21 protein-coding genes are annotated in these 18,297 nt (G+C 68.8%); 6 read left to right on the top strand and 15 right to left on the bottom strand.

Annotated elements, in window-relative coordinates:
* Positions 1-202: 202 nt before the first annotated feature.
* Complete coding sequence (gene sciP, locus AC3WLD_RS03195; RefSeq protein ID WP_492555477.1) at positions 203-502, bottom strand: CtrA inhibitor SciP; 300 nt, start codon at positions 500-502, stop codon at positions 203-205.
* Between the two features lie 6 nt (positions 503-508).
* Positions 509-859: a hypothetical protein gene (locus AC3WLD_RS03190; protein ID WP_492555476.1), complete on the bottom strand. Its 351-nt coding sequence runs from the start codon at positions 857-859 to the stop codon at positions 509-511.
* Between the two features lie 119 nt (positions 860-978).
* Here AC3WLD_RS03190 and mnmA point away from each other — a divergent pair, with 119 nt between their 5' ends.
* Positions 979-2,130, top strand: a complete 1,152-nt coding sequence (mnmA, locus tag AC3WLD_RS03185) for a tRNA 2-thiouridine(34) synthase MnmA (protein WP_492555475.1) — start codon at positions 979-981, stop codon at positions 2,128-2,130.
* Between the two features lie 4 nt (positions 2,131-2,134).
* Here the strand turns inward: mnmA and AC3WLD_RS03180 are convergent, their stop codons facing one another.
* Positions 2,135-2,503 carry a hypothetical protein gene (locus AC3WLD_RS03180; protein ID WP_492555474.1) on the bottom strand — a complete coding sequence of 123 codons (369 nt, stop codon included), beginning with the start codon at positions 2,501-2,503 and terminating at the stop codon, positions 2,135-2,137.
* Between the two features lie 34 nt (positions 2,504-2,537).
* On the opposite strand from AC3WLD_RS03180, the gene AC3WLD_RS03175 reads away from it, so the two are divergent.
* On the top strand, positions 2,538-3,668 hold the full coding sequence (locus AC3WLD_RS03175; RefSeq protein WP_492555473.1) for a serine hydrolase domain-containing protein: 1,131 nt from the start codon (positions 2,538-2,540) through the stop codon (positions 3,666-3,668).
* Here AC3WLD_RS03175 and AC3WLD_RS03170 read toward each other — a convergent pair.
* Together AC3WLD_RS03170 and pdxH are read right to left on the bottom strand one after the other, a co-directional pair.
* Entirely contained in the window at positions 3,665-4,636 is a 972-nt protein-coding gene (locus tag AC3WLD_RS03170; RefSeq protein ID WP_492555472.1) for a cation diffusion facilitator family transporter, read from the bottom strand. The two genes, AC3WLD_RS03175 and AC3WLD_RS03170, sit on opposite strands and share 4 nt — an antisense overlap.
* A 10-nt stretch (positions 4,637-4,646) precedes the next feature.
* The gene (gene pdxH / locus AC3WLD_RS03165) at positions 4,647-5,255 is read right to left on the bottom strand and encodes a pyridoxamine 5'-phosphate oxidase (RefSeq protein WP_492555471.1); all 609 of its coding nucleotides are present in this window, start codon (positions 5,253-5,255) and stop codon (positions 4,647-4,649) included.
* 195 nt (positions 5,256-5,450) lie between these two features.
* Between pdxH and AC3WLD_RS03160 the strand changes: the two genes are divergently transcribed.
* From AC3WLD_RS03160 to fabI, 3 genes are all read left to right on the top strand, one after another.
* Positions 5,451-6,407, top strand: coding sequence for a DnaJ C-terminal domain-containing protein (locus tag AC3WLD_RS03160; protein WP_492555470.1), 957 nt, complete (start codon positions 5,451-5,453; stop codon positions 6,405-6,407).
* Between the two features lie 61 nt (positions 6,408-6,468).
* Positions 6,469-7,500, top strand: a complete 1,032-nt coding sequence (locus AC3WLD_RS03155; RefSeq protein ID WP_492555469.1) for a YihY/virulence factor BrkB family protein — start codon at positions 6,469-6,471, stop codon at positions 7,498-7,500.
* Entirely contained in the window at positions 7,497-8,300 is an 804-nt protein-coding gene (fabI, locus tag AC3WLD_RS03150) for an enoyl-ACP reductase FabI (RefSeq protein WP_492555468.1), read from the top strand. The genes AC3WLD_RS03155 and fabI overlap by 4 nt, the downstream gene beginning before the upstream one ends.
* Before the next feature lie 101 nt (positions 8,301-8,401).
* On the opposite strand, the gene AC3WLD_RS03145 is transcribed toward fabI, so the two are convergent.
* The 10 genes from AC3WLD_RS03145 to AC3WLD_RS03100 form a co-directional block, all read right to left on the bottom strand.
* Positions 8,402-8,974, bottom strand: coding sequence for a hypothetical protein (locus tag AC3WLD_RS03145; protein WP_492555467.1), 573 nt, complete (start codon positions 8,972-8,974; stop codon positions 8,402-8,404).
* 92 nt (positions 8,975-9,066) lie between these two features.
* Complete coding sequence (locus AC3WLD_RS03140; protein ID WP_492555466.1) at positions 9,067-9,579, bottom strand: demethoxyubiquinone hydroxylase family protein; 513 nt, start codon at positions 9,577-9,579, stop codon at positions 9,067-9,069.
* Entirely contained in the window at positions 9,576-10,067 is a 492-nt protein-coding gene (locus tag AC3WLD_RS03135) for a disulfide bond formation protein B (protein ID WP_492555465.1), read from the bottom strand. The genes AC3WLD_RS03140 and AC3WLD_RS03135 overlap by 4 nt, the downstream gene beginning before the upstream one ends.
* A gap of 10 nt (positions 10,068-10,077) precedes the next feature.
* Positions 10,078-11,415: a S41 family peptidase gene (locus AC3WLD_RS03130; protein WP_492555464.1), complete on the bottom strand. Its 1,338-nt coding sequence runs from the start codon at positions 11,413-11,415 to the stop codon at positions 10,078-10,080.
* A gap of 95 nt (positions 11,416-11,510) precedes the next feature.
* A complete protein-coding gene (locus tag AC3WLD_RS03125; RefSeq protein ID WP_492555463.1) occupies positions 11,511-12,719 on the bottom strand; it encodes a murein hydrolase activator EnvC family protein in 1,209 nt (402 codons plus the stop codon).
* Between the two features lie 9 nt (positions 12,720-12,728).
* Positions 12,729-13,154, bottom strand: coding sequence for a 23S rRNA (pseudouridine(1915)-N(3))-methyltransferase RlmH (locus AC3WLD_RS03120; protein WP_492555644.1), 426 nt, complete (start codon positions 13,152-13,154; stop codon positions 12,729-12,731).
* A gap of 225 nt (positions 13,155-13,379) precedes the next feature.
* Entirely contained in the window at positions 13,380-13,760 is a 381-nt protein-coding gene (rsfS, locus tag AC3WLD_RS03115; RefSeq protein WP_492555462.1) for a ribosome silencing factor, read from the bottom strand.
* Between the two features lie 94 nt (positions 13,761-13,854).
* Complete coding sequence (locus tag AC3WLD_RS03110; RefSeq protein ID WP_492555461.1) at positions 13,855-14,508, bottom strand: nicotinate-nucleotide adenylyltransferase; 654 nt, start codon at positions 14,506-14,508, stop codon at positions 13,855-13,857.
* 10 nt (positions 14,509-14,518) lie between these two features.
* A complete protein-coding gene (locus AC3WLD_RS03105) occupies positions 14,519-15,568 on the bottom strand; it encodes an aldo/keto reductase (RefSeq protein ID WP_492555460.1) in 1,050 nt (349 codons plus the stop codon).
* A 72-nt stretch (positions 15,569-15,640) separates the two neighbouring features.
* A complete protein-coding gene (locus tag AC3WLD_RS03100) occupies positions 15,641-16,918 on the bottom strand; it encodes a glutamate-5-semialdehyde dehydrogenase (RefSeq protein ID WP_492555459.1) in 1,278 nt (425 codons plus the stop codon).
* Positions 16,919-17,129: 211 nt separating this feature from the next.
* Between AC3WLD_RS03100 and AC3WLD_RS03095 the strand changes: the two genes are divergently transcribed.
* Positions 17,130-18,293: a M23 family metallopeptidase gene (locus AC3WLD_RS03095; RefSeq protein WP_492555458.1), complete on the top strand. Its 1,164-nt coding sequence runs from the start codon at positions 17,130-17,132 to the stop codon at positions 18,291-18,293.
* Positions 18,294-18,297 lie beyond the last annotated feature (4 nt).

The raw sequence follows: 18,297 nt of genomic DNA, 5'->3' as shown, positions 1-18,297 counted from the left end.
CCAGCATTAGACCCCGTTCCGACGAGTGGCAATCGTCGCTCGACCGGAGACATGAGCCGTTACGGCATTAATTTGTCGCGGAATGTCGCGGGTTACGGGCTTGCACTTGATTGCATCTGTTACCGACTGGCCACACCGCCGGCGAAAATGCAAACGGCCGCCCGTTGCCGGGCGGCCGCGATTGGCAAAATGGCGGAATCGCTCAGTACTTGAACTGGCGCTCGTAGAGATCCCGGTAGTGCTGGATCCGGGTCACGCGCAGGCCCTGCATGCCCGAACGATCGACCGCACGCTGCCAGGAGGCGAATTCCTCCAGCGTCAGGCCATAGCGCTCGCACACCTCGTCGATGGTCAGCAGCCCGCCGTTGACCGCGGCGACGACTTCGGCCTTGCGGCGCACCACCCAGCGGGTGGTCGTGGGCGCCGGCAGGGAATCCAGCGTCAGCGGCTCGCCGAGCGGGCCGATCACCTGGGCGGGGCGGATCTTTTGGTTCTCGATCATCGCATTCTACTCGAAAAAGCTCGGCTCGACGGGGACTGCTGAGACCGCCTCGAAGGCGGTCACCGACGCGAAGGACATTGTCTCTCCGGCGGCTTTGCCATTCGCTGAAGACATTGGGTTAACAATGTTTCCACTTTCTCCGGGGCCTGCCAGCCATTGCGCGGTGGAGCGATGGAACGAAGCGACGGGACGAACCGGGGTCCCCGCCGGCTCAGCCGCGCCAAACCGGCGGAAGTCCTGGCCGGCGGCAAGCCGGGCACAGAGTTCGGACCAGCCGAACGGGCGCAGCGGCGCATCCGAATCGCTTGCCCCCGTGGGGTAAGCGGCCCTCGCCGGATCGGTGAATCCCATGTCCATGAGGACCGTCCTAACAGCGAGGACTGAAGGGAGGGTAAATCCTGCGCTTACCGAAGATTAGGACTGTTTAACCGCCGCAGACCTTCCGTTCCCGGGAATGCACGCTATCTGCGAGGCCCATGGACCTTGCGATTCCCGGCCTTTCCCCCGGCGACCTGTTCGACCTGCCCGGCCCGCTGGCGGAGCGGCGGATCGTCGTCGCCATGTCCGGCGGGGTCGACAGCTCGGTGGTCGCGGCGCTGGCGGCGGCGAGCGGGGCCGAGGTCATCGGGGTGACCCTGCAGCTCTACGACTACGGCGTGGCGACGGGACGCAAGGGTGCGTGCTGCGCCGGCGACGATATTCGCGATGCCCGCGCGGTCGCCGACCGGCTCGGCATTGCCCACTACGTCTTCGACCACGAAAGCGCCTTCCGCGACGAAGTGGTGACCCGCTTTGCCGACGACTACATGGCCGGGCGCACGCCGATCCCGTGCATCCGCTGCAACATGGGCCCCAAGTTCACCGACCTGTTCGCGATGGCCCGCGAGCTTGGTGCGGATTGCCTGGCGACGGGGCATTACGTTCGCAGGATCATGAGACCGGCGGGTCCGGAACTGCACCGTGCGCTCGATCCGGCGCGCGACCAGAGCTACTTTCTCTACGGGACGACCGAGGCCCAGCTCGACTTCCTGCGCTTCCCGCTGGGCGGCCTGCCCAAGCCGCAGGTTCGCGAGATCGCTGCCGCCGTCGGGCTCGGCGTTGCCGCCAAGCCGGACAGCCAGGACATCTGCTTCGTGCCGGACGGAGACTATGCGAAGATCGTCCGGGCGGTGCGCCCCGAAGCGGACGAGGATGGCGAAATCGTCCACGCTGCGAGCGGCGCGGTGCTCGGCCGTCACCGGGGGATCATCCATTATACCGTCGGCCAGCGCCGGGGCCTCGAGATCGGCGGGCAGCCGGAACCGCTCTACGTGACCGGGATCGACGCGCCGGCGCGCCGGGTGCTGGTTGGCCCCCGCGAGATGCTTGCCGTGGGACGGGCGCGGATCACCGAGACCAACCGCATCGGCCCGCTCCCCGACCGGCCGCTGACCGCCAAGGTCCGCTCGCTGGCAAAGCCCGTGCCGGTGGTGCTCGAAGGACCGTTCGGCGACGGCACGGAGACGGTGCTGCGCTTCCTCCAACCCGAATACGGCGTCGCACCGGGGCAGGCGGCGGTCATCTATGCCGGCGAGCGCGTGGTAGGCGGCGGGTGGATCGAGGAAACCGCGCCGTGGAGCGAGGCCTGACAGCTCAGCGCTTCCACGGCTCCAGCACGCAGCCCCAGCCTTCGCGATAGGTCGCGGTCTGGCTGGCGAGCAGGGGGAAGCGCGCAGTGACGCTCTTCGCCGCAGCGTCTTCGCTCAGGCTGACAAGGCCCATGCCCGGCTCGAAGTCCTTGGCGCAATCGCCGAGGCTGCGCCCGCCGACGTAGCGGCACGAACAGGCGACCCGCGCGCCATAGCTCGCGCCGGTCACGGCATAACCGCTGATCGCCGACCAGTACCACGCCAGCACCGCGCCGAGTACGACCAGCAGCGCGGCCAGGACGCGCAGCCACACCCGGCGGCGCGGCTGGACCGAGTTCGCGGCAACAGGGGAATTTGCCTTGTGGGTTGCCATGGCCTGTCGTTCTGGAGGAAAGGACGAGCCGCACATGGCCCGCCTGCTCCCCCATATCCTCCCGCTCCTCGCGCTGCCAGCCCTTGCGGCATGCGGTAGCGGCGACAAGAGCCCGCCCCCGCCGCCGCCCCTGTCGGCCGAAGCGATGAAGGCGGTCGTGGAGAAGCCGAACGTCAACCGCGAGCAGCTTGCCCGTGCGGTCGATGCGCTGTTCAGCGATCCTGCGGCGAGCGAGACGCGCGCCGTCATCGTGATGCACGAAGGGCGGATCGTCGCCGAACGCTATGCCCCCGGATACCACGAGAACACCCGGTTCGTGTCGTGGTCGATGGCCAAGAGCGTCACCGGCGTGATGATCGGGCTGCTGATCTCCGACGGCCGGCTCAAGCTCAACGAAAGCGCCCCGGTGCCGGCGTGGCAGCGCACCGGGGATCCCCGCGGGGAGATTACGCTCAAGCAACTCCTGCAGATGCGATCGGGCCTGCGCCATACCGAGGCGGGCGATCCGATCTACGAATCGGACGAGGTGCGGATGCTGTTCCTCGACGGCCGCGACGACATGGCGCGGCAAGCCGAGGACCAGCCGCTCGAAGCGGAGCCCGGAGCGAAGTTCGAATACTCCAGCGCGACCAGCGTGATCCTCGCCGACCTCGCGGCGCGGGTGCTGGCGGGCGGAGGCGATGCCGAGGCGCGGCGACGGGCGGTGGCGGACTACTTGCGCACGCGACTGTTCGGCCCCGTCGGCATGCGCTCGATGGTGCCCGAGTTCGACGCTTCGGGCACGCTGATCGGCGGTAGCCTGATCCACGGCACCGCGCGCGACTGGGCTCGGTTCGGCGAGTTCCTCCGCAACGGCGGCGCGGTGTCCGGCGCGCAGATCGTCCCACGCGGATGGATCGAGTTCATGACCACCCCCAGCCCGCGCGAGGCGCAGTATGGCGCGCAGATCTGGCTCAATCGCAAGCCGACCAGCGGCGATCCGGCACTGTTCCCGGATGTGGGTCCGGCGAGTCTGTTCGCCTGCGTCGGCCACCTTGGCCAGTACATTCTGGTCAGCCCGAAGCAGAGGCTGGTCGTGGTCCGCCTTGGCAAGACCCAGGACGCGAACCGCGCCGCGGTCGTCGGCCACCTCGCCGAAGTGGTGAAGCTCTTCCCCCGCGGCTAGGCGGCCGGCGCGGCCCCGGTGATCTCGATATCGGGGTTGAGCAGGTCTTCCGAACCCAGCGGCCCTTCGTCGACCAGCCCTTCCGGATCGGGATGGATCAGGATCTCGACCCCCGGGAACGCGGCCTGGAGCTTGTCCTCGATCTCGTCCATGACCCGGTGCGCCTCGGTCACCGTCATCCGCCCGTCGACCCAGACATGGAACTGGACGAAGTCGCGGTTGCCGCTCGTGCGGGTGCGCAGGTCGTGGAGGCCGCGCAGCTCGGGATGCTGGCGGACGACCTCGAGGAACCTCTCGCGCTTTTCGTCGGGCCACTCGCGGTCCATCAGCTGCTCGATCGCCGCCTGCGAAGCCCCCCATGCGCCCCACCCGAGCCAGCCGGCGATAAGCAGCGCGAAGCCCGCGTCGGCACCCTTGATCCCGGCGTACTGGTCGAGCAGCAGCGCCGCGATCACCGCGAGGTTGAGGAACAGGTCCGACTTGTAGTGGACGTTATCGGTGCTGATCGCGAGGCTGTTGGTCTGGCGGATCACATGGCGCTGATACGCGAGGAGGGCAAACGTCGCGGCCATCGCGATGGCGGAGACGACCACGCCCGACTCGGCCTCGGCCACCTCGGCCCCGCTGATGAGCTGCATCACCGCCCGCCAGGCCAGGCCGAGCGCGGAGATCGAGATCAGCACCACCTGGAACATCGCCGCGAGCGCCTCGGCCTTGCCGTGGCCGAAGCGATGGTTCTGATCGTCGGGCTGCGAGGCGACCCACACGCCGAGCAGGGTGGCGAGGCTCGCCACGAGGTCGAGCGTGGTGTCGGCCAGGCTGCCGAGCATCGCCGTCGAGCCGGTCGAGACCACCGCCCAGACCTTCATCCCCACCAGCAGCAGCGCGACCGAAATGCTCGCCAGCGCCGCCTTCCGGTTGAGCTCGGCCGAGAGCTTGTCGGAGGCATGGGGAAGGAGTTCGCTCATCGTATGAATCCTAGGGATAAAGCAGCGTGCTGGCCCACGCGCTCCCGGCCCGCTCGAATCGGCGGCGTTCGTGGAGGCGGTGCTCGCGGTCCTGCCAGAACTCGATGGCCGAGGGCGTGACCCGGTAGCCCGACCAGTGCGAGGGACGCGGAACGTTTCCGTCAGGATACTCGGCCCGCAGCGCCGCGACCCGGTCGAGGTAGACCTCCCGCGAAGGCAGCGGGCGGGACTGGTCGGACGCCGCCGAACCGAGGCGCGATTCGGGATGGCGGCTGGCGAAATAGGCGTCGGCCTCGGCGGCGGTCACCTCGCGGACAGTCCCCTCGACGCGCACCTGCTTGCGCAGCGACTTCCAGTGGAACAGCAGCGCGACCTGGGAGTTGGCCGCCAGCTCCTGCCCCTTGCGGCTGTCGAAGTTGGTGTAGAACACGAAGCCGTCGGGGCCGTGGCCTTTCAGCAGCACCATCCGCAAAGAGGGCGCCGCGCCCGGCGTCGCGGTGGCCAGCGCCATCGCGTTCGGATCGTTGATCTCCGAAATCTGCGCCGCGGCGAACCAGTCGTCGAAGATCACGAAGGGGTCGCCGTGCGGGATCGCGTCGGCATTCTGCTCAGGCTGCAAGGCCGTTTCCTGACGAAGTTGACAAAGTTGACAGTGTCCTGGGAGCGATTGCCCGCTCTTCACGCTGCCCGGCGCGCGGGTCCATGATCGGGGTCAATTCGCGGACGCAGGCCATGTTCCCTGCGGTACTCCGCATCGCGGCTGTAGGAAAGCGCCCGCTTGCGGGATGGCCCGCGGCCACCTAGCTATGCGGCCATGGCAGCAGACCCCTACTCCACCCTCGGCGTGGCCCGCAGCGCGAGCGAAAAGGACATCAAGTCCGCCTATCGCAAGCTCGCCAAGGAGCTCCACCCCGACCGGAACAAGGACAATCCGAAGGCGTCGGAGCGGTTCTCCGAGGTGACCCGTGCCTATGACCTGCTGTCCGACAAGGACCAGCGCGCCAAGTTCGACCGGGGCGAGATCGATGCCGAGGGCAATCCGGCCTATGCCGGCTTCGGCGGCGGCTTCGGCGGGCGGGGTGGGCCGCAGGGCGGCTTCCGCCACGACGGCGGCTTCGAAGGCTTCGGCGGCGGCGGCGGCGCCGAGGGCATCGACCTTGGCGACATTTTCGAAGGCTTGTTCGGCGGGCGCGGTGGCGGCGGCGGAATGGGGGGCATGGGCGGTATGGGCGGCGCACGGCGCGGTCCCCCGCCCAAGGGCGCCAACGTGTCGTACCGCCTGCTGGTGCCGTTCACCGATGCGGCGACCCGCGCCGACCAGCGGATCACCCTGCGCGACGGCAAGACCATCGACCTCAAGCTGCCGGCCGGGGTCGAAAGCGGCACCCAGATGCGCCTGTCGGGCAAGGGCGAAGCCGGCCCCGGCGGCAACGGCGATGCGATCGTCACGATCGAGGTCGGCAACCACCCCTTCTTCGAGCGCAACGGCGACGACGTCCGGCTCGACCTGCCGGTGACCATCGCCGAAGCGGTCGGCGGGGCCAAGGTCCGCGTGCCCACCGTCGACGGCGCGGTCATGCTGACGATCGCGCCCGGCACCTCCAGCGGCAAGACCCTGCGCCTCAAGGGCAAGGGCTTCACCCGCAAGGACGGCTCGCGCGGAGACCAGCTGGTGCGAATCGAGATCGACATTCCGGCTGGCGACGAGGACCTCGCGAAACGGCTGGAAGGCTGGAGCGATCCGCGCAACGTCCGCGCCCGGCTGGGCTGATCATCACCCGGCGGGGGAGGGTCACTTGAAACCCAAACCCCATCCGGGGCATTGAAGCCCAGTGACCGACCACCCCGGCAAACTTCCCCCAGGCGCCAAGCCGCTGGTCGATGTCCCCGACCTCTCCCCCGAAGCGCGCCGCAAGGAAGCGCTGCGCTGGCGCGCCGGCCTGCGCGAGCGGGCCGAGAAGCATCTCGGCCCCGGCACCCGGGTGTGGGAAGTGGTCCGGCGCGTCTGGGTCGGCGTCTACAACGACGGCTTCATCCACGCCGGCAACCTCGCCTACATGGTCATCCTCTCGCTGTTCCCGTTCTTCGTGGTCGGCGCGGCGGTGTTTTCGCTGATCGGCGAGCCGCAGGACCGTGCGACCGCGGTCGGCACGATCCTCGCCGCGGTTCCGCGCGAGATCGCCGATACCTTGCGGCCCGTGGCCTATGCCGTCATCGATGCCCGCAGCGGCTGGCTGCTGTGGGCGGGCGGACTGGTCGGCCTGTGGACGGTGAGCAGCCTGATCGAGACGATCCGCGACATCCTCCGCCGGGCCTACGGCACGCGGTGGGAGCACGCGTTCTGGCGCTATCGCCTTGCCTCGACCGGGATCGTGCTGGTCTCGATGGTCCTGATCATCGCCAGTCTGGCCGTTCAGGTCGTGCTCGCCTCGGTCCAGCAGGCGATGGAGGTGTGGACCCCGCAACTGGCCGACGCGATCGACATGCTGGGCCTGGCGCGCTTCGTCCCGGCGGTGGTGCTGTATGGCTCGCTCTATCTGCTGATCTTCTCGCTGACGCCGAGCGTCTACCGTGATCGCTGCTATCCCAAGTGGCCGGGCGCGCTGTTCGTGACGGGGTGGTGGGTCGCCGTGACGCTTTCGCTGCCGCCGCTGCTGCACCGCTTTTTCGCCTATGACCTCACTTACGGCAGCCTCGCCGGCGTGATGATCGCGCTTTTCTTTTTCTGGCTTGTCGGCTTAGGGATGGTCGTCGGGGCAGAACTCAACGCCGCGCTGGCGGAATCGCCGGAAGAGCAGGACATGCTCGGCCAAGCCGACAACCGCGTGCGCGGAGTGCAGACCAAGGAAAGGGAGGGCGCATGAGCGGTCTCATGGAAGGGAAACGCGGCCTGATCATGGGCCTGGCGAACGACAAGTCGCTGGCCTGGGGCATCGCCCAAAAGCTCGCCGAGCATGGGGCGGAATTGGCATTTTCGTATCAGGGCGAAGCGCTGGAGAAGCGCGTCCGCCCCCTCGCCGCCAGCCTGGGCAGCGACTTCCTGCTGGAATGCGACGTGTCCGACATGGCCGCGCTCGATACCGCGTTCGACACACTGAAGGCACGCTGGCCGACCATCGACTTCATCGTCCACGCCATCGGGTTTTCCGACAAGAACCAGTTGCGCGGCAAGTTCTACGACACCACGCTCGACAACTTCCTGATGACGATGAACATTTCGGCCTACAGCCTGGTCGCGGTGACCAAGCGCGCGGTCGAGATGATGCCGAACGGCGGCTCGATCCTGACGCTGACCTATTACGGCGCGGAAAAGGTCGTGCCGCATTACAACGTGATGGGCGTGGCCAAGGCGGCGCTGGAGACCAGCGTCAAGTACCTCGCCAACGACTGCGGACCCGCGGGCATCCGCGTCAACGCGATCTCGGCCGGGCCGATCAAGACACTCGCCGCCAGCGGGATCGGCGACTTCCGCTACATCCTCAAGTGGAACGAGCTCAACGCGCCGCTGCGCCGCAACGTGACCATCGACGACGTCGGCGGCTCGGGGCTCTATTTCCTCTCGGACCTGTCCTCGGGCGTGACCGGGGAGACCCACCACGTCGACGCCGGGTACCACGTCGTCGGGATGAAGCAGGAAGACGCGCCGGATATCGCGCTGAGCTGAGCCGTTTCAAAGGAGCGCGCCCCCGCGCAGGCGGGGGCCTCGTGCCGATTACGGACCGCTCGTTTGATGGAGGTCCCCGCCTGCGCGGGGACGCCGCGTCCTTACCGCTGCGTCTGCGGCGCGCTGGTCGCGACTGGCGGCGGGGTGGGCGAAGGCTCGCCGGCCTCCTCGCGCTTGCGCTTTTCCTCGTACTGCTTTTCGAGGCTTTCGACCCGGGCCTGTTCCTCGGCGGCTTCCTGGTCGATGGTCGATAGGCGCTTCTCGCGCTCGGCCTCGATCAGGCGGCCCATCTGGACATCGTCGCCGGCGGCCTTTTCGGCATAGGCGCGGCCGACGAGCTGTTCCATGCATCCCGTCATCCCGCCCGCGCCGACCGGCGAGCACGACTTGGTACCGCTCGCGCCGACGGTTTCGTACGCCTTGACCCGCTGGGTCCACGCCTCGTTCTTCACCGCCTCCGGCGCTTCGCGCAGGACTTGCGGGATGCGGTACCGTTCGCTCTCGTCCTTGCGTGCGCAGACGGTGATCGCGCCGTCCGCGGATTGCGGACAGGGATCGTCGCCATAGATGATAAGCTGGTTGACCTTGTCCCCGGCCTCTTCCTGCGCCGAGGCGGCGGGCGCAAAGGAAAGGGCGGCGGCGCCGAGGATCGTGGCGGCAAGCAAGCGCTTCATGGCGAAGTCTCCGAATGGTCGCGCCGATATAGGGCGGCGGCGGCGTGAATGACAGCTTAAGCCGAAACGCGCGGGCCGGGCATTGGCTTCCATCAAATCCGCTTCGACAGTTCGATCGCAACGCGGCAGCCCAGCCGAATCGCGCCCGAGAGCAGCGGATAGGCCGGAGCCTGCTCCGCCCCGGCGGCGATGGCGGCGGCCTTGTGCTCGCGTTCGTCGTCGCGGAATTCCTCGATCATTGCGGCGAGTTCGGGATCGTCGGTGCCGAGTTCGTCGAGCTGCTCCGAATAGTGCTTGTCGATCTCGGTCTCGATCGCCGCGGTGCAGGCCATCGCCGCCTTCGGCCCGATCAGCGCGGTCGCCGCGCCGAGCGCGAAGCCCGCGACCGACCACACCGGCTGGAGCGCGGTCGGGCGCACGCCGCGCGCGGCGATCAGCGCGTCGAAGCGGGCGCGGTGGTCGGCCTCCTGTGCGGCCATCGCGCGAATCTCGCCCGCGCCCGGAGCGCGGTCCCCCATGACCGCGAGCTGCCCGGCATAGATCCGGGTCGCGCCATATTCGCCGGCCTGGTCGACCCGCAGCATCGAGGCGGTCCTGCGGTTCATCGTGCGTCCTTTCGAATGCCTTTGCCGATCAGCACGAGGACGAGAATCGCCCCGGCGACCGAGATCAGGAAGTTGAACCCGGCCAGGCTCACCCCGAGCAACGTCCACGGCGCGACATCGCACCGGATCACCGGCGCATTCATGATCGCGTCGAGCGGATTCGCGCCATAGCTGGTCGCGGTCGAGCAGGTGGTGAGACCCTCCCACCAGCCGTACTCGACCCCGGCGTGGAAACCGCCGATCAGCCCGCTCACCAGGATCGCGAGCGCGGCGAGGCGGACCAGCAGCGGTCCCGCCGCGCCTTGCCGCATCACCAGCCCCAGCAACGCCAGCGCAATCGCTGCGAAGTGCGGATAGCGCTGCCACCAGCACATCTCGCACGGGTAGAGGCCAAAGCCGTACTGCGAGACATAGGCCCCGCCGAGCAGCGCGGCGGGGATCAGCAGGGCGAGCCAATGGGCGGCGGCATGGGCCTTCGCGGGGGTCATCGCGCAGTCCTCAGCGCCGGCTCGCCATGGCCGACGGCGTGGTCCGCCGGATCGTCTGCATCGCGTAGTAGAGCTGGAAGTCCTCGATCCCCTTGGCCTTCAGTTCCTCGGGCGTCATCTTGAAGCGCGGATCGTCCATCTTGTCCTTCTCGAGGTCCTTGTCCTTGAGATCGACCTCGTTGACGAGATGGCCGCGCAGGTCGCTCTCGCGGAACGAGCGTTCGGCCCGCTTGCGCGCGTCGGGGTCGGAAATCTGCGGCACGGCGATGTCCGGCGTGATCCCGCCTTCCTGCACCGAGCGGCCCGAGGGCGTATAGTACCGCGCCGTGGTCAGCTTGAGCGCAGTGTCGCGGGTCAGCGGTAGCAGCGTCTGGACCGAGCCCTTGCCGAAGCTGCGCTGCCCCATGATCACCGCGCGATGCTGGTCCTGCAACGCGCCGGCGACGATTTCCGAAGCCGAGGCCGAACCTTCGTCGATCAGCACGATCACCGGCAGGCCCTTCGCCATGTCGCCCGGGGTGGCGTTGTAGACCTCGTTGTCGCGGGCATACCTGCCGCGCTGCGAGACAATCTCGCCCTTTTCGAGGAACAGGTCGGAAAGGCTTACCGCCTCGTCGAGCAGGCCGCCCGGGTTGGAGCGCAGGTCGAGGATCACGCCGGCGGGCTTGCCCCCAGTCTTGGCCTTGATGTCGCGCAGCGCAGCGGCGACTTCGGTCCCGACGTTGGCGCTGAAGCTCGACACGGTGATGACGCCGACCTGGTCCTTGACCTCCCAGGTCACCGGCTTGAGATCGATGATCTGGCGGGTGATGGTGACGTCGAACGGCTCGTCGCGACCGGGGCGGAACACGGTCAGGCGGATCTGCGTGCCGGGCTCGCCGCGCATTGTGTCGACCGCCTCGTCGAGCGTGCCGCCATAGATCAGCTTGCCGTCGAGGTGGGTGATGAAGTCGCCCGCCTTGACCCCGGCGAGGTCGGCCGGGCTGCCCTTGGTCGGCGCGATTACCTTCACCGCGCCGTCGTCCATCGTCACCGACAGGCCGAGTCCGCCGTACGAGCCTTCGGTCTGCGTCTTGAGGTTCTCGAAATCGCGGGCGTCAAGATACGACGAATGCGGGTCGAGGCTCGCCAGCATCCCGTCGATCGCGCCCTTGAGCAGCTTGTCGTCGTCGACCGGCTCGACATAGCTCGCCTTGATCCGCTCGTAGATCGCGAACAGCTTGCCGAACTGCGGCCCCGACTGCGCGTCGACCGCGGCAAGTCCTGCGGTCGTCGCGGGGATCAGCGCCACCGCGGTGACCAGCGCCGAAGCGCGCAGGAGGGAGGCGAAACGGCGGGAGAGCTTCATCGGATGCGTCGCTTTCGGACAAGGCGGTTCGGAGACTGCGGCCAATCTATAGAGCGCCGGGGATTAACGCCAGATGCCCTGCGTCACGCGAGCGCCTACTGGCGGACGATGCCCATGAGGTTCACCGGCTGCCCGCTACGGCGCAGTTCGGCGGTGATTTGCGGATTGCCGGCTCCCGCGACACCGAGCGCACCGCCTTGCACCACCTGCTGACCGACGGTCACGTCGATCCGTGCGAGATTGGTGAGGAGCGTCGTCCACCCGCCCGCATGCTCGATGATCACGATGCGGCCATAGCCCTTGTAGGCCCCGGCGAACGCAATCCGCCCGCCCGCGGGCGCGACCACGATGGCCCCGCCGCGAACCGCGAACGTCGTTCCGCTGGCCGGGCCGCCCGGCACCGCCTCACCGAAGCCGCCGACAAGCCGGCCGGCGACCGGCAGGATGTAGTCGAGCTGGCCGCCAGCTTCTTCCGGCGCGGCGGTTTCGGTCACGCGGGCCAGGCCCGGCTGGGCCGGGCGCAGCACCGGCCCCGGCAGCGCGGCGAGTTTCTGGCGCAAGGCCCCGTCCTGTTCGAGCCGCCCGGTCAATTCCTTGAGGTCGCGCGCCTGTTCCGCCAGCGCCAGGACGCGGTCCGACTCGCGGTTGGCGTCACCGATCGCGGCGCGCGATTCGAGCCGCTGGCGGGTTTCGATCGCCGCCAGTTCGCGGCTGCGCTGCGCGAGTTGCGCCTCGCCCGCCCTGAGCGTGCCCGCCGCGTCCTGCGCCCTGGCCTGAAGCTCCCGCCCGCGCCTCACCTCCCCGCGCAGGCCGGCGGTGCGGCGCTGGACTTCGGGCACCATCGTTTCGAGCACGGCGCGCAGGTACACCGTGTCGCGCAAGGAGCCGGGCCGGAGCAGCCCGAACAGCAGCGGCCGCCGCGCGAACATCTGCAGCGCGCCGGTCAGCCGGACGAGCGGTTCCTGCCGCTTGGCGATCCGCCCGCGCAGCGCCTGCTGTTCGCGGTCGATCACCGCGATCCGCGCCTGCGCCGCGGCGATCTGCGCCTCGGCCTCCTGGATGCGCGCGGCGACCGCAGCAGATTCGCGCGCGGTGCGGTCCGCCGCGGCGGTCGCCATCCGCGCCTCGGTCTCGAGCTTTTCGCCGCGCTGGCGGGCAGCCGCCTGCTCCATCAATGCGCGCTTGAGCGCAGCGTCGGCCTGTTCGGCGCTGTCGTAGCTCTGCCCCTGCTGCGCCGCGATCTGCCAGCCGGCGACGCCCCACAGCAGGGCGATGACGACAAGGAACAGGCGGGTGGGGGTCATGACGCCGCCTTATCCTTCGCGGTGATACGGATGGCCAGCGAGAATGCTGGTGGCGCGGAACAGTTGCTCGGCGAGCATGGCGCGGGCCAGCATGTGCGGCCAGGTCGCTGCGCCATAGGACAGGAGCAGATCGGCACCATCGCGCAGCGCGGCCTCATGCCCGTCGGCCGCGCCGATCAGGAAGCGCACTTCGCGCACCCCGTCGTCGCGCCAGCGTCCGAGGATGGCAGCAAACTCGCTGGAGGGAAGATTGCGGCCGCGCTCGTCGAGCGCGACGGTGCGTGCCGGGGTAGCCGATGCCGCCGGGATGGTGCCGCCCCGGTCAGGGAGCTCCGTAACCTTCGTCGGCCAGGCAATGCGCTTCAGATAGCGCTCGACCAGCTCCGCCTCGGGCGAGCGGCCGATCTTTCCCCGCGCGATGACGTGCAGCAGCATGGCTGCGGGATAGCGGGTCGCGAGTCCGGGGGGAATCCCCCGCATTCTTCAAAGAAGCGGCTCGTCACCCTGAACTCGTTTCAGGGTCCCCTGTCGTCCTCAGCCGAAGCCATCACGCAAAAGCAAACCGAGGGGAATGCGGGGACACTCGACTGTCCGGGAAGAACATCGGTGGGATGCTGAAACGAGTTCAGCATGACGACATTATGCAGATGGTGGGACGGGCTACGCCTTCCCTTCGTCCCCGAAGGCCCACATCCTCTCGAGGTTGTAGAAGCTGCGAACCTCCGGCCGGAACAGGTGGACCACCACGTCGCCCGCGTCGATCAGCACCCAGTCGGCCGCCGGGAGTCCTTCGATCCGCGACGAGCCAAAGCCCGCCTGCTTGATCCGCTCAGCGAGCTTCTGCGCCATCGCGGCGACCTGGCGGGTCGAACGGCCCGAGCCGATCACCATGAAGTCGGCGATCGAGCTTTTGCCCTCGAGCGGGATCGAGACCACCTCCTGCGCCTGGTCGTCGTCGAGCGAGCGGAGGACGAGGTCGATCAGGCTTTCACGGGCCTGGGGTGCGGTGCCGGCAGCGGCCGGTACGGATTGCGGGGTCATATGGAGAAGGAAAGCTCCTTTCGGCTCAGACAGTTGCAGGAAACGAACGACCGGGAAACACCCGCGTTCCGCGTCGCGAGGCGTGCGGCGCGGGTCAGGAGGGATCCCCGGGAAGGCGGCGATGCGTGACCGCGTCGCGCTGGTGGCGGGGGGCGTAGCGGCGATGCCAGTCCGGATCGGCGGCGCGGATCGCGCTGGCCGAGCGGCTGTCGGGATCGAAGCGCAGTAAGACCAGCGCCGGACCGCTCCACTTCGCCATCGTCGTCAGGCTCGCCGGCCGCCGGCGAAAGCGGCGCAGCCAGGCCATGGCGGGGCTCGCCAGGGCAGCGCCATCATAGCCCGGCCGGGCGACAACCGCAATCGGCATGAGCCGGGCTATTCGCCGCCAGTCCTTCCACCGGCTGAACTGGGCGAGATTGTCCGCCCCCATGATCCACACGAAGCGCCGCCGGGGATAGCGCCGGGCCAGCGCGGCGAGCGTGTCCACCGTGTAGCGCGTGCCGAGTTCGCGCTCGATCGCCGTCACCCGGATCGGCGCGCGGCGGGCGGCCAGCCTCGCCGAAGCGGCTCGGTCGGCCAGGCTCGCCATCCCGGCGGCGGGCTTGAGCGGGTTGCCCGGCGACACCAGCCACCACACCTCGTCGAGCCCGAGCGCGTCCTTCACGAACAGGCTGATCTTGCGGTGGGCGCCGTGGGCCGGATTGAAGCTGCCTCCGAGCAGGCCGGTGCGAAGCCCGCCGCCGTTCATCGTTCCTCGCTCATTCGGCGACGCGGCGGGGACTGACCGCGCTGTCGTGATAGGCTTGGGTCTCGATCATCCACGCCGGGTATTCGCGGGGTAGCGCAGATACCGAATCCAGTCGCTCGAGGTCTGCGACCGAGAGCGTCACGTCGCAGGCCGCGATGTTGTCGGCAAGCTGGTCCGGACGCTTGGCACCGACGATCACCGTCGAAACCACCGGCTGATAAAGCAGCCATGCCAGCGCAACCTGCGCCACGGTCGCGCCGCGTTCGCGGGCGATTTCGCCCATGATGTCGATCGCATCGTAGGCGCGGTCGAGGTTCACCGGCGGGAAATCGAACTTTGCGCGGCGGCCTTCGCCTTCGCTGCCCTCGTTGCCGCGGGTGTACTTGCCGGAGAGGAGTCCGCCGGCGAGCGGGCTCCACACCATGAGGCCGAGCTTCTCGCTCTTCAGCATCGGCACGATCTCGCGCTCGAGGTCGCGACCCGCCACGGTGTAGTAGGCCTGGAGCGAGGCGAAGCGGCTGATCCCGAGGCGCTCGGAAATGCCCAGAGCCTTCGCGATCTGCCAGGCCGCCCAGTTCGACACCCCGACGTAGCGAGCCCGCCCCGAGCGGACGATGTCCTCCAGCGCGCGCAGCGCCTCTTCCATCGGGGTCAGCGGGTCCCACCCGTGAATCTGGTAGAGATCGACATGATCGAGCCCGAGTCGACCGAGGCTTTCGTCGATCTGGCCGAGCAGGTGATAGCGCGATGTGCCGGCGTCGTTCGGTCCTTTGCCGACCCCGCCGTGCGCCTTGGTCGCGATCACGATGTCCGAGCGCCGGATCCCGAGATCCCGCAGGGCCTTGCCGACCAGCTCCTCCGAGCGGCCCTCGGAATAGACGTTGGCCGTGTCGATGAAGTTGATGCCGGCGTCCACGGCCTGCCGCACCAGCGCGGTCGAGGCTTCCGGGTCGAGCCCGGCAATCGCCGACCAGAAGCTCTCATTATCCCCGAAGGTCATCGCTCCGAGGCACAATTCGGAGACGATCAGTCCCGAAGAGCCAAGCTGGTTGTAGCGCATCGCGTGGAATCCTCTGCCGTTTCCCCGGTTATGGTGCCCGCGGCGGCTCGCGGTCAACCGCTGTGGGAGGGGTTACGGGCGGACCTGCCCGCTACCCCGGACAAGCCACTTGTACGTGGTCAGCCCTTCCAGCGCGACCGGCCCGCGGGCATGGAGACGGCCCGTGGCGATGCCGATTTCCGCGCCGAGCCCGAACTCGCCGCCATCGGCGAACTGGCTCGAGGCGTTGTGCATGACGATGGCGCTGTCGACTTCCGCCAGGAACCGCTCGGCGGCCTTGTTGTCCTCGGTCAGGATCACGTCGGTGTGGTTCGAGGAGTGGCGGGCGATGTGGGCGATCGCCTCGTCCAGCCCGTCGACCACCGCCACGGACAGCACCGCGTCGAGGTATTCGGTGTCCCAGTCGTTGGCGCTGGCGGGCCCGATGCGCGGGTCGATGGCCTGCGCGCGGGCATCGCCGCGCAGCTCGCAGCCCTTGGCCAGCAGCGGTTCGACGAGGCCGTGCGGATCGGGATAGGTCGCGTCGATCAGCAGCGTCTCCATCGCCCCGCAGATGCCGGTGCGGCGCATCTTGGCGTTGAGCACGATGGCGCTGGCCTTGGCCGGGTCGGCGGCATGGTCGACATAGGTGTGGCAGATGCCGTCGAGGTGGGCGAGCACCGGCACCCGCGCGTCGGCCTGGACCCGGGCGACGAGGCTCTTGCCCCCGCGTGGCACGATCATGTCGATGAGTCCGGCGGCGGTGAGCATCGCCCCGACCGCGGCGCGATCCTGCGTCGGCATGAGCTGGACGACCTCGGCGGGCACCCCGCCCTCGACCAGGCCGGCGACCAGCGCAGCATGGATCGCGCGGTTGGAGTGAACCGCCTCGCTCCCCCCGCGCAGCAGCGCTGCGTTGCCGGCGCGCACGCACAGCGCGGCAGCGTCGGCAGTGACGTTGGGTCGGCTTTCGTAGATGATCCCGATCAGCCCGATCGGCACCCGCACACGCTGCAGCAGCATCCCGTTGGGACGGCGATCCTCGCCGATCACCTCGCCCAACGGATCGGGCAGCGAGGCGACCTGTTCGACCGCCGCGGCGATGCCCTCCAGCCGCGACTCGTCGAGCTTCAGCCGATCGAGCATCGCCGGCGATAGGCCGTTCGCCGCGCCGTTGGCCATGTCGGCCGCGTTGGCTTCGAGCACCTGCGGCGCGGCGCGGCGGAGCGAGGAGGCGGCGAGGCGCAGCGCCTCTGCCTTCTGCGACTCGTGCATTTTCGCCAGTTTGCGCTGCGCGGTACGGCCCGCACGGGCCAGCGACTCGACGAGCTCGACGACGGAATCGGGCGAATTCAGGGGCTTGGTCGACATGGCGCAGGACCTAGCATTCCGGGCCGGAAAAGTCAGCCATTCGCCCGTTTCACTGCGGAATTGTACGAATCGTCACGCGTGCAATCGATTCATCGGACGACTCGAACGACTCGCCGCGAGTCCGCCGGAGTCGATTCGATTCACCATGCCGCTCCGGCTAACGCGCCCCGCGAACGGGTACGCACACTCCAGCGGGGCAGGGTCACACAGCTTGCAGAACAAGGCCACGGCCGGGCTCCTCGCCCGCCTGCGGAGATGGTTTCCCGAGCGCGAGTTCTTCATGCGCTCCCAAGGCCAGGTCCGCTTCATCCGGATTTCGTCGAAACTGCAGATGATCGTGGCGGGAATCGCTGCGGCGGTGGTGGTCGCGTGGGTCGGGACGATGGCCGGCGTGGCGATCGCCTCGCTGCTCGGCGCCAGCGAGAAGGCCGACCTGCTTGCCCGCAAGGCCGCGGTGGAAAGCGCGGAGAGCCGCGTCGCCCAGTACCGCGGCAACCTCGATGCCGTCGCCGGCGATCTCCAGAAGCGGCAGGACTTCATCGAGAAGATGGTCGAGTCGACTCTCGGCGAACTGCCGCAGGGGCAGGACCCGGCGGGCACTGTCTCGGACAGCAGCGACGAAACCGGCAAGACCGTGAAGAAGATATCCGCGCTGGTCCCCGAAGCGCGCGGCCTCGCGCAGCTCGAGGCGCGGCAGATCGCCTTCGTCGAGCGCCTGACCCGCGCCGCCGATGCCCGCTCGGCCCAGGCCGAGGCGGCGCTGCGGAAAGTCGGGCTCAATCCTGGCATGATGCTCGCTTCGGCGGGTGGCCGCGACGCCCAGGGCGGGCCGCTGATCCCGCTGCTGACGGGGCGCGGCCGGATCGATCCCCGGTTCGAGCGGCTCGGGCTGAGCCTCGCCCGGATGGAAGCGCTCGAGCGTGGCCTCGCCGCGCTGCCGAGCACCCTGCCGGCGAGCCTGCAGTACATCTCCAGCGGCTTCGGCTACCGCGCCGACCCGTTCACCGGCGGCGCGGCGTTCCACGCCGGGCTCGACTTCCGCGGTCCGGTCGGCGCGCCGATCTATGCCGCCGCGCCGGGCACGGTGAGCTTCGCCGGGGTTCGCCAGGGCTACGGCAACTGCGTCGAGATCAGCCACGGCAACGGACTCGTCACCCGCTATGCCCACATGTCGCGGATCGGCGCGAGCATCGGCCAGAAGGTCGCTGCCGGGGCGCAGATCGGCCAGATCGGCAACAGTGGCCGTTCGACCGGCCCGCACCTGCATTTCGAGGTCCGCGTGAACGACCAGCCGGTCAATCCGCGACCGTTTTTGGAAGGGGTCCCCCATGTTTTCCAGGAAGCCCGCGCCGGACGGCCGGCTCCCCGCGGCTAGCCCG

Source organism: Novosphingobium sp. FW305-C-111, from assembly GCF_058783565.1.
The sequence above is the reverse complement of the archived record's forward strand: the minus strand, read 5'-3'. Positions and strand labels throughout refer to the sequence as shown.

Coding starts and splice junctions, on each gene's coding strand:
- sciP (WP_492555477.1), bottom strand. CDS start 502: ATGATCGAGAACCAAAAGATCCGCCCCGCCCAGGTGATCGGCCCGCTC.
- AC3WLD_RS03190 (WP_492555476.1), bottom strand. CDS start 859: ATGGACATGGGATTCACCGATCCGGCGAGGGCCGCTTACCCCACGGGG.
- mnmA (WP_492555475.1), top strand. CDS start 979: ATGGACCTTGCGATTCCCGGCCTTTCCCCCGGCGACCTGTTCGACCTG.
- AC3WLD_RS03180 (WP_492555474.1), bottom strand. CDS start 2,503: ATGGCAACCCACAAGGCAAATTCCCCTGTTGCCGCGAACTCGGTCCAG.
- AC3WLD_RS03175 (WP_492555473.1), top strand. CDS start 2,538: ATGGCCCGCCTGCTCCCCCATATCCTCCCGCTCCTCGCGCTGCCAGCC.
- AC3WLD_RS03170 (WP_492555472.1), bottom strand. CDS start 4,636: ATGAGCGAACTCCTTCCCCATGCCTCCGACAAGCTCTCGGCCGAGCTC.
- AC3WLD_RS03160 (WP_492555470.1), top strand. CDS start 5,451: ATGGCAGCAGACCCCTACTCCACCCTCGGCGTGGCCCGCAGCGCGAGC.
- fabI (WP_492555468.1), top strand. CDS start 7,497: ATGAGCGGTCTCATGGAAGGGAAACGCGGCCTGATCATGGGCCTGGCG.
- AC3WLD_RS03145 (WP_492555467.1), bottom strand. CDS start 8,974: ATGAAGCGCTTGCTTGCCGCCACGATCCTCGGCGCCGCCGCCCTTTCC.
- AC3WLD_RS03140 (WP_492555466.1), bottom strand. CDS start 9,579: ATGAACCGCAGGACCGCCTCGATGCTGCGGGTCGACCAGGCCGGCGAA.
- AC3WLD_RS03135 (WP_492555465.1), bottom strand. CDS start 10,067: ATGACCCCCGCGAAGGCCCATGCCGCCGCCCATTGGCTCGCCCTGCTG.
- AC3WLD_RS03130 (WP_492555464.1), bottom strand. CDS start 11,415: ATGAAGCTCTCCCGCCGTTTCGCCTCCCTCCTGCGCGCTTCGGCGCTG.
- AC3WLD_RS03125 (WP_492555463.1), bottom strand. CDS start 12,719: ATGACCCCCACCCGCCTGTTCCTTGTCGTCATCGCCCTGCTGTGGGGC.
- AC3WLD_RS03120 (WP_492555644.1), bottom strand. CDS start 13,154: ATGCTGCTGCACGTCATCGCGCGGGGAAAGATCGGCCGCTCGCCCGAG.
- rsfS (WP_492555462.1), bottom strand. CDS start 13,760: ATGACCCCGCAATCCGTACCGGCCGCTGCCGGCACCGCACCCCAGGCC.
- AC3WLD_RS03110 (WP_492555461.1), bottom strand. CDS start 14,508: ATGAACGGCGGCGGGCTTCGCACCGGCCTGCTCGGAGGCAGCTTCAAT.
- AC3WLD_RS03105 (WP_492555460.1), bottom strand. CDS start 15,568: ATGCGCTACAACCAGCTTGGCTCTTCGGGACTGATCGTCTCCGAATTG.
- AC3WLD_RS03100 (WP_492555459.1), bottom strand. CDS start 16,918: ATGTCGACCAAGCCCCTGAATTCGCCCGATTCCGTCGTCGAGCTCGTC.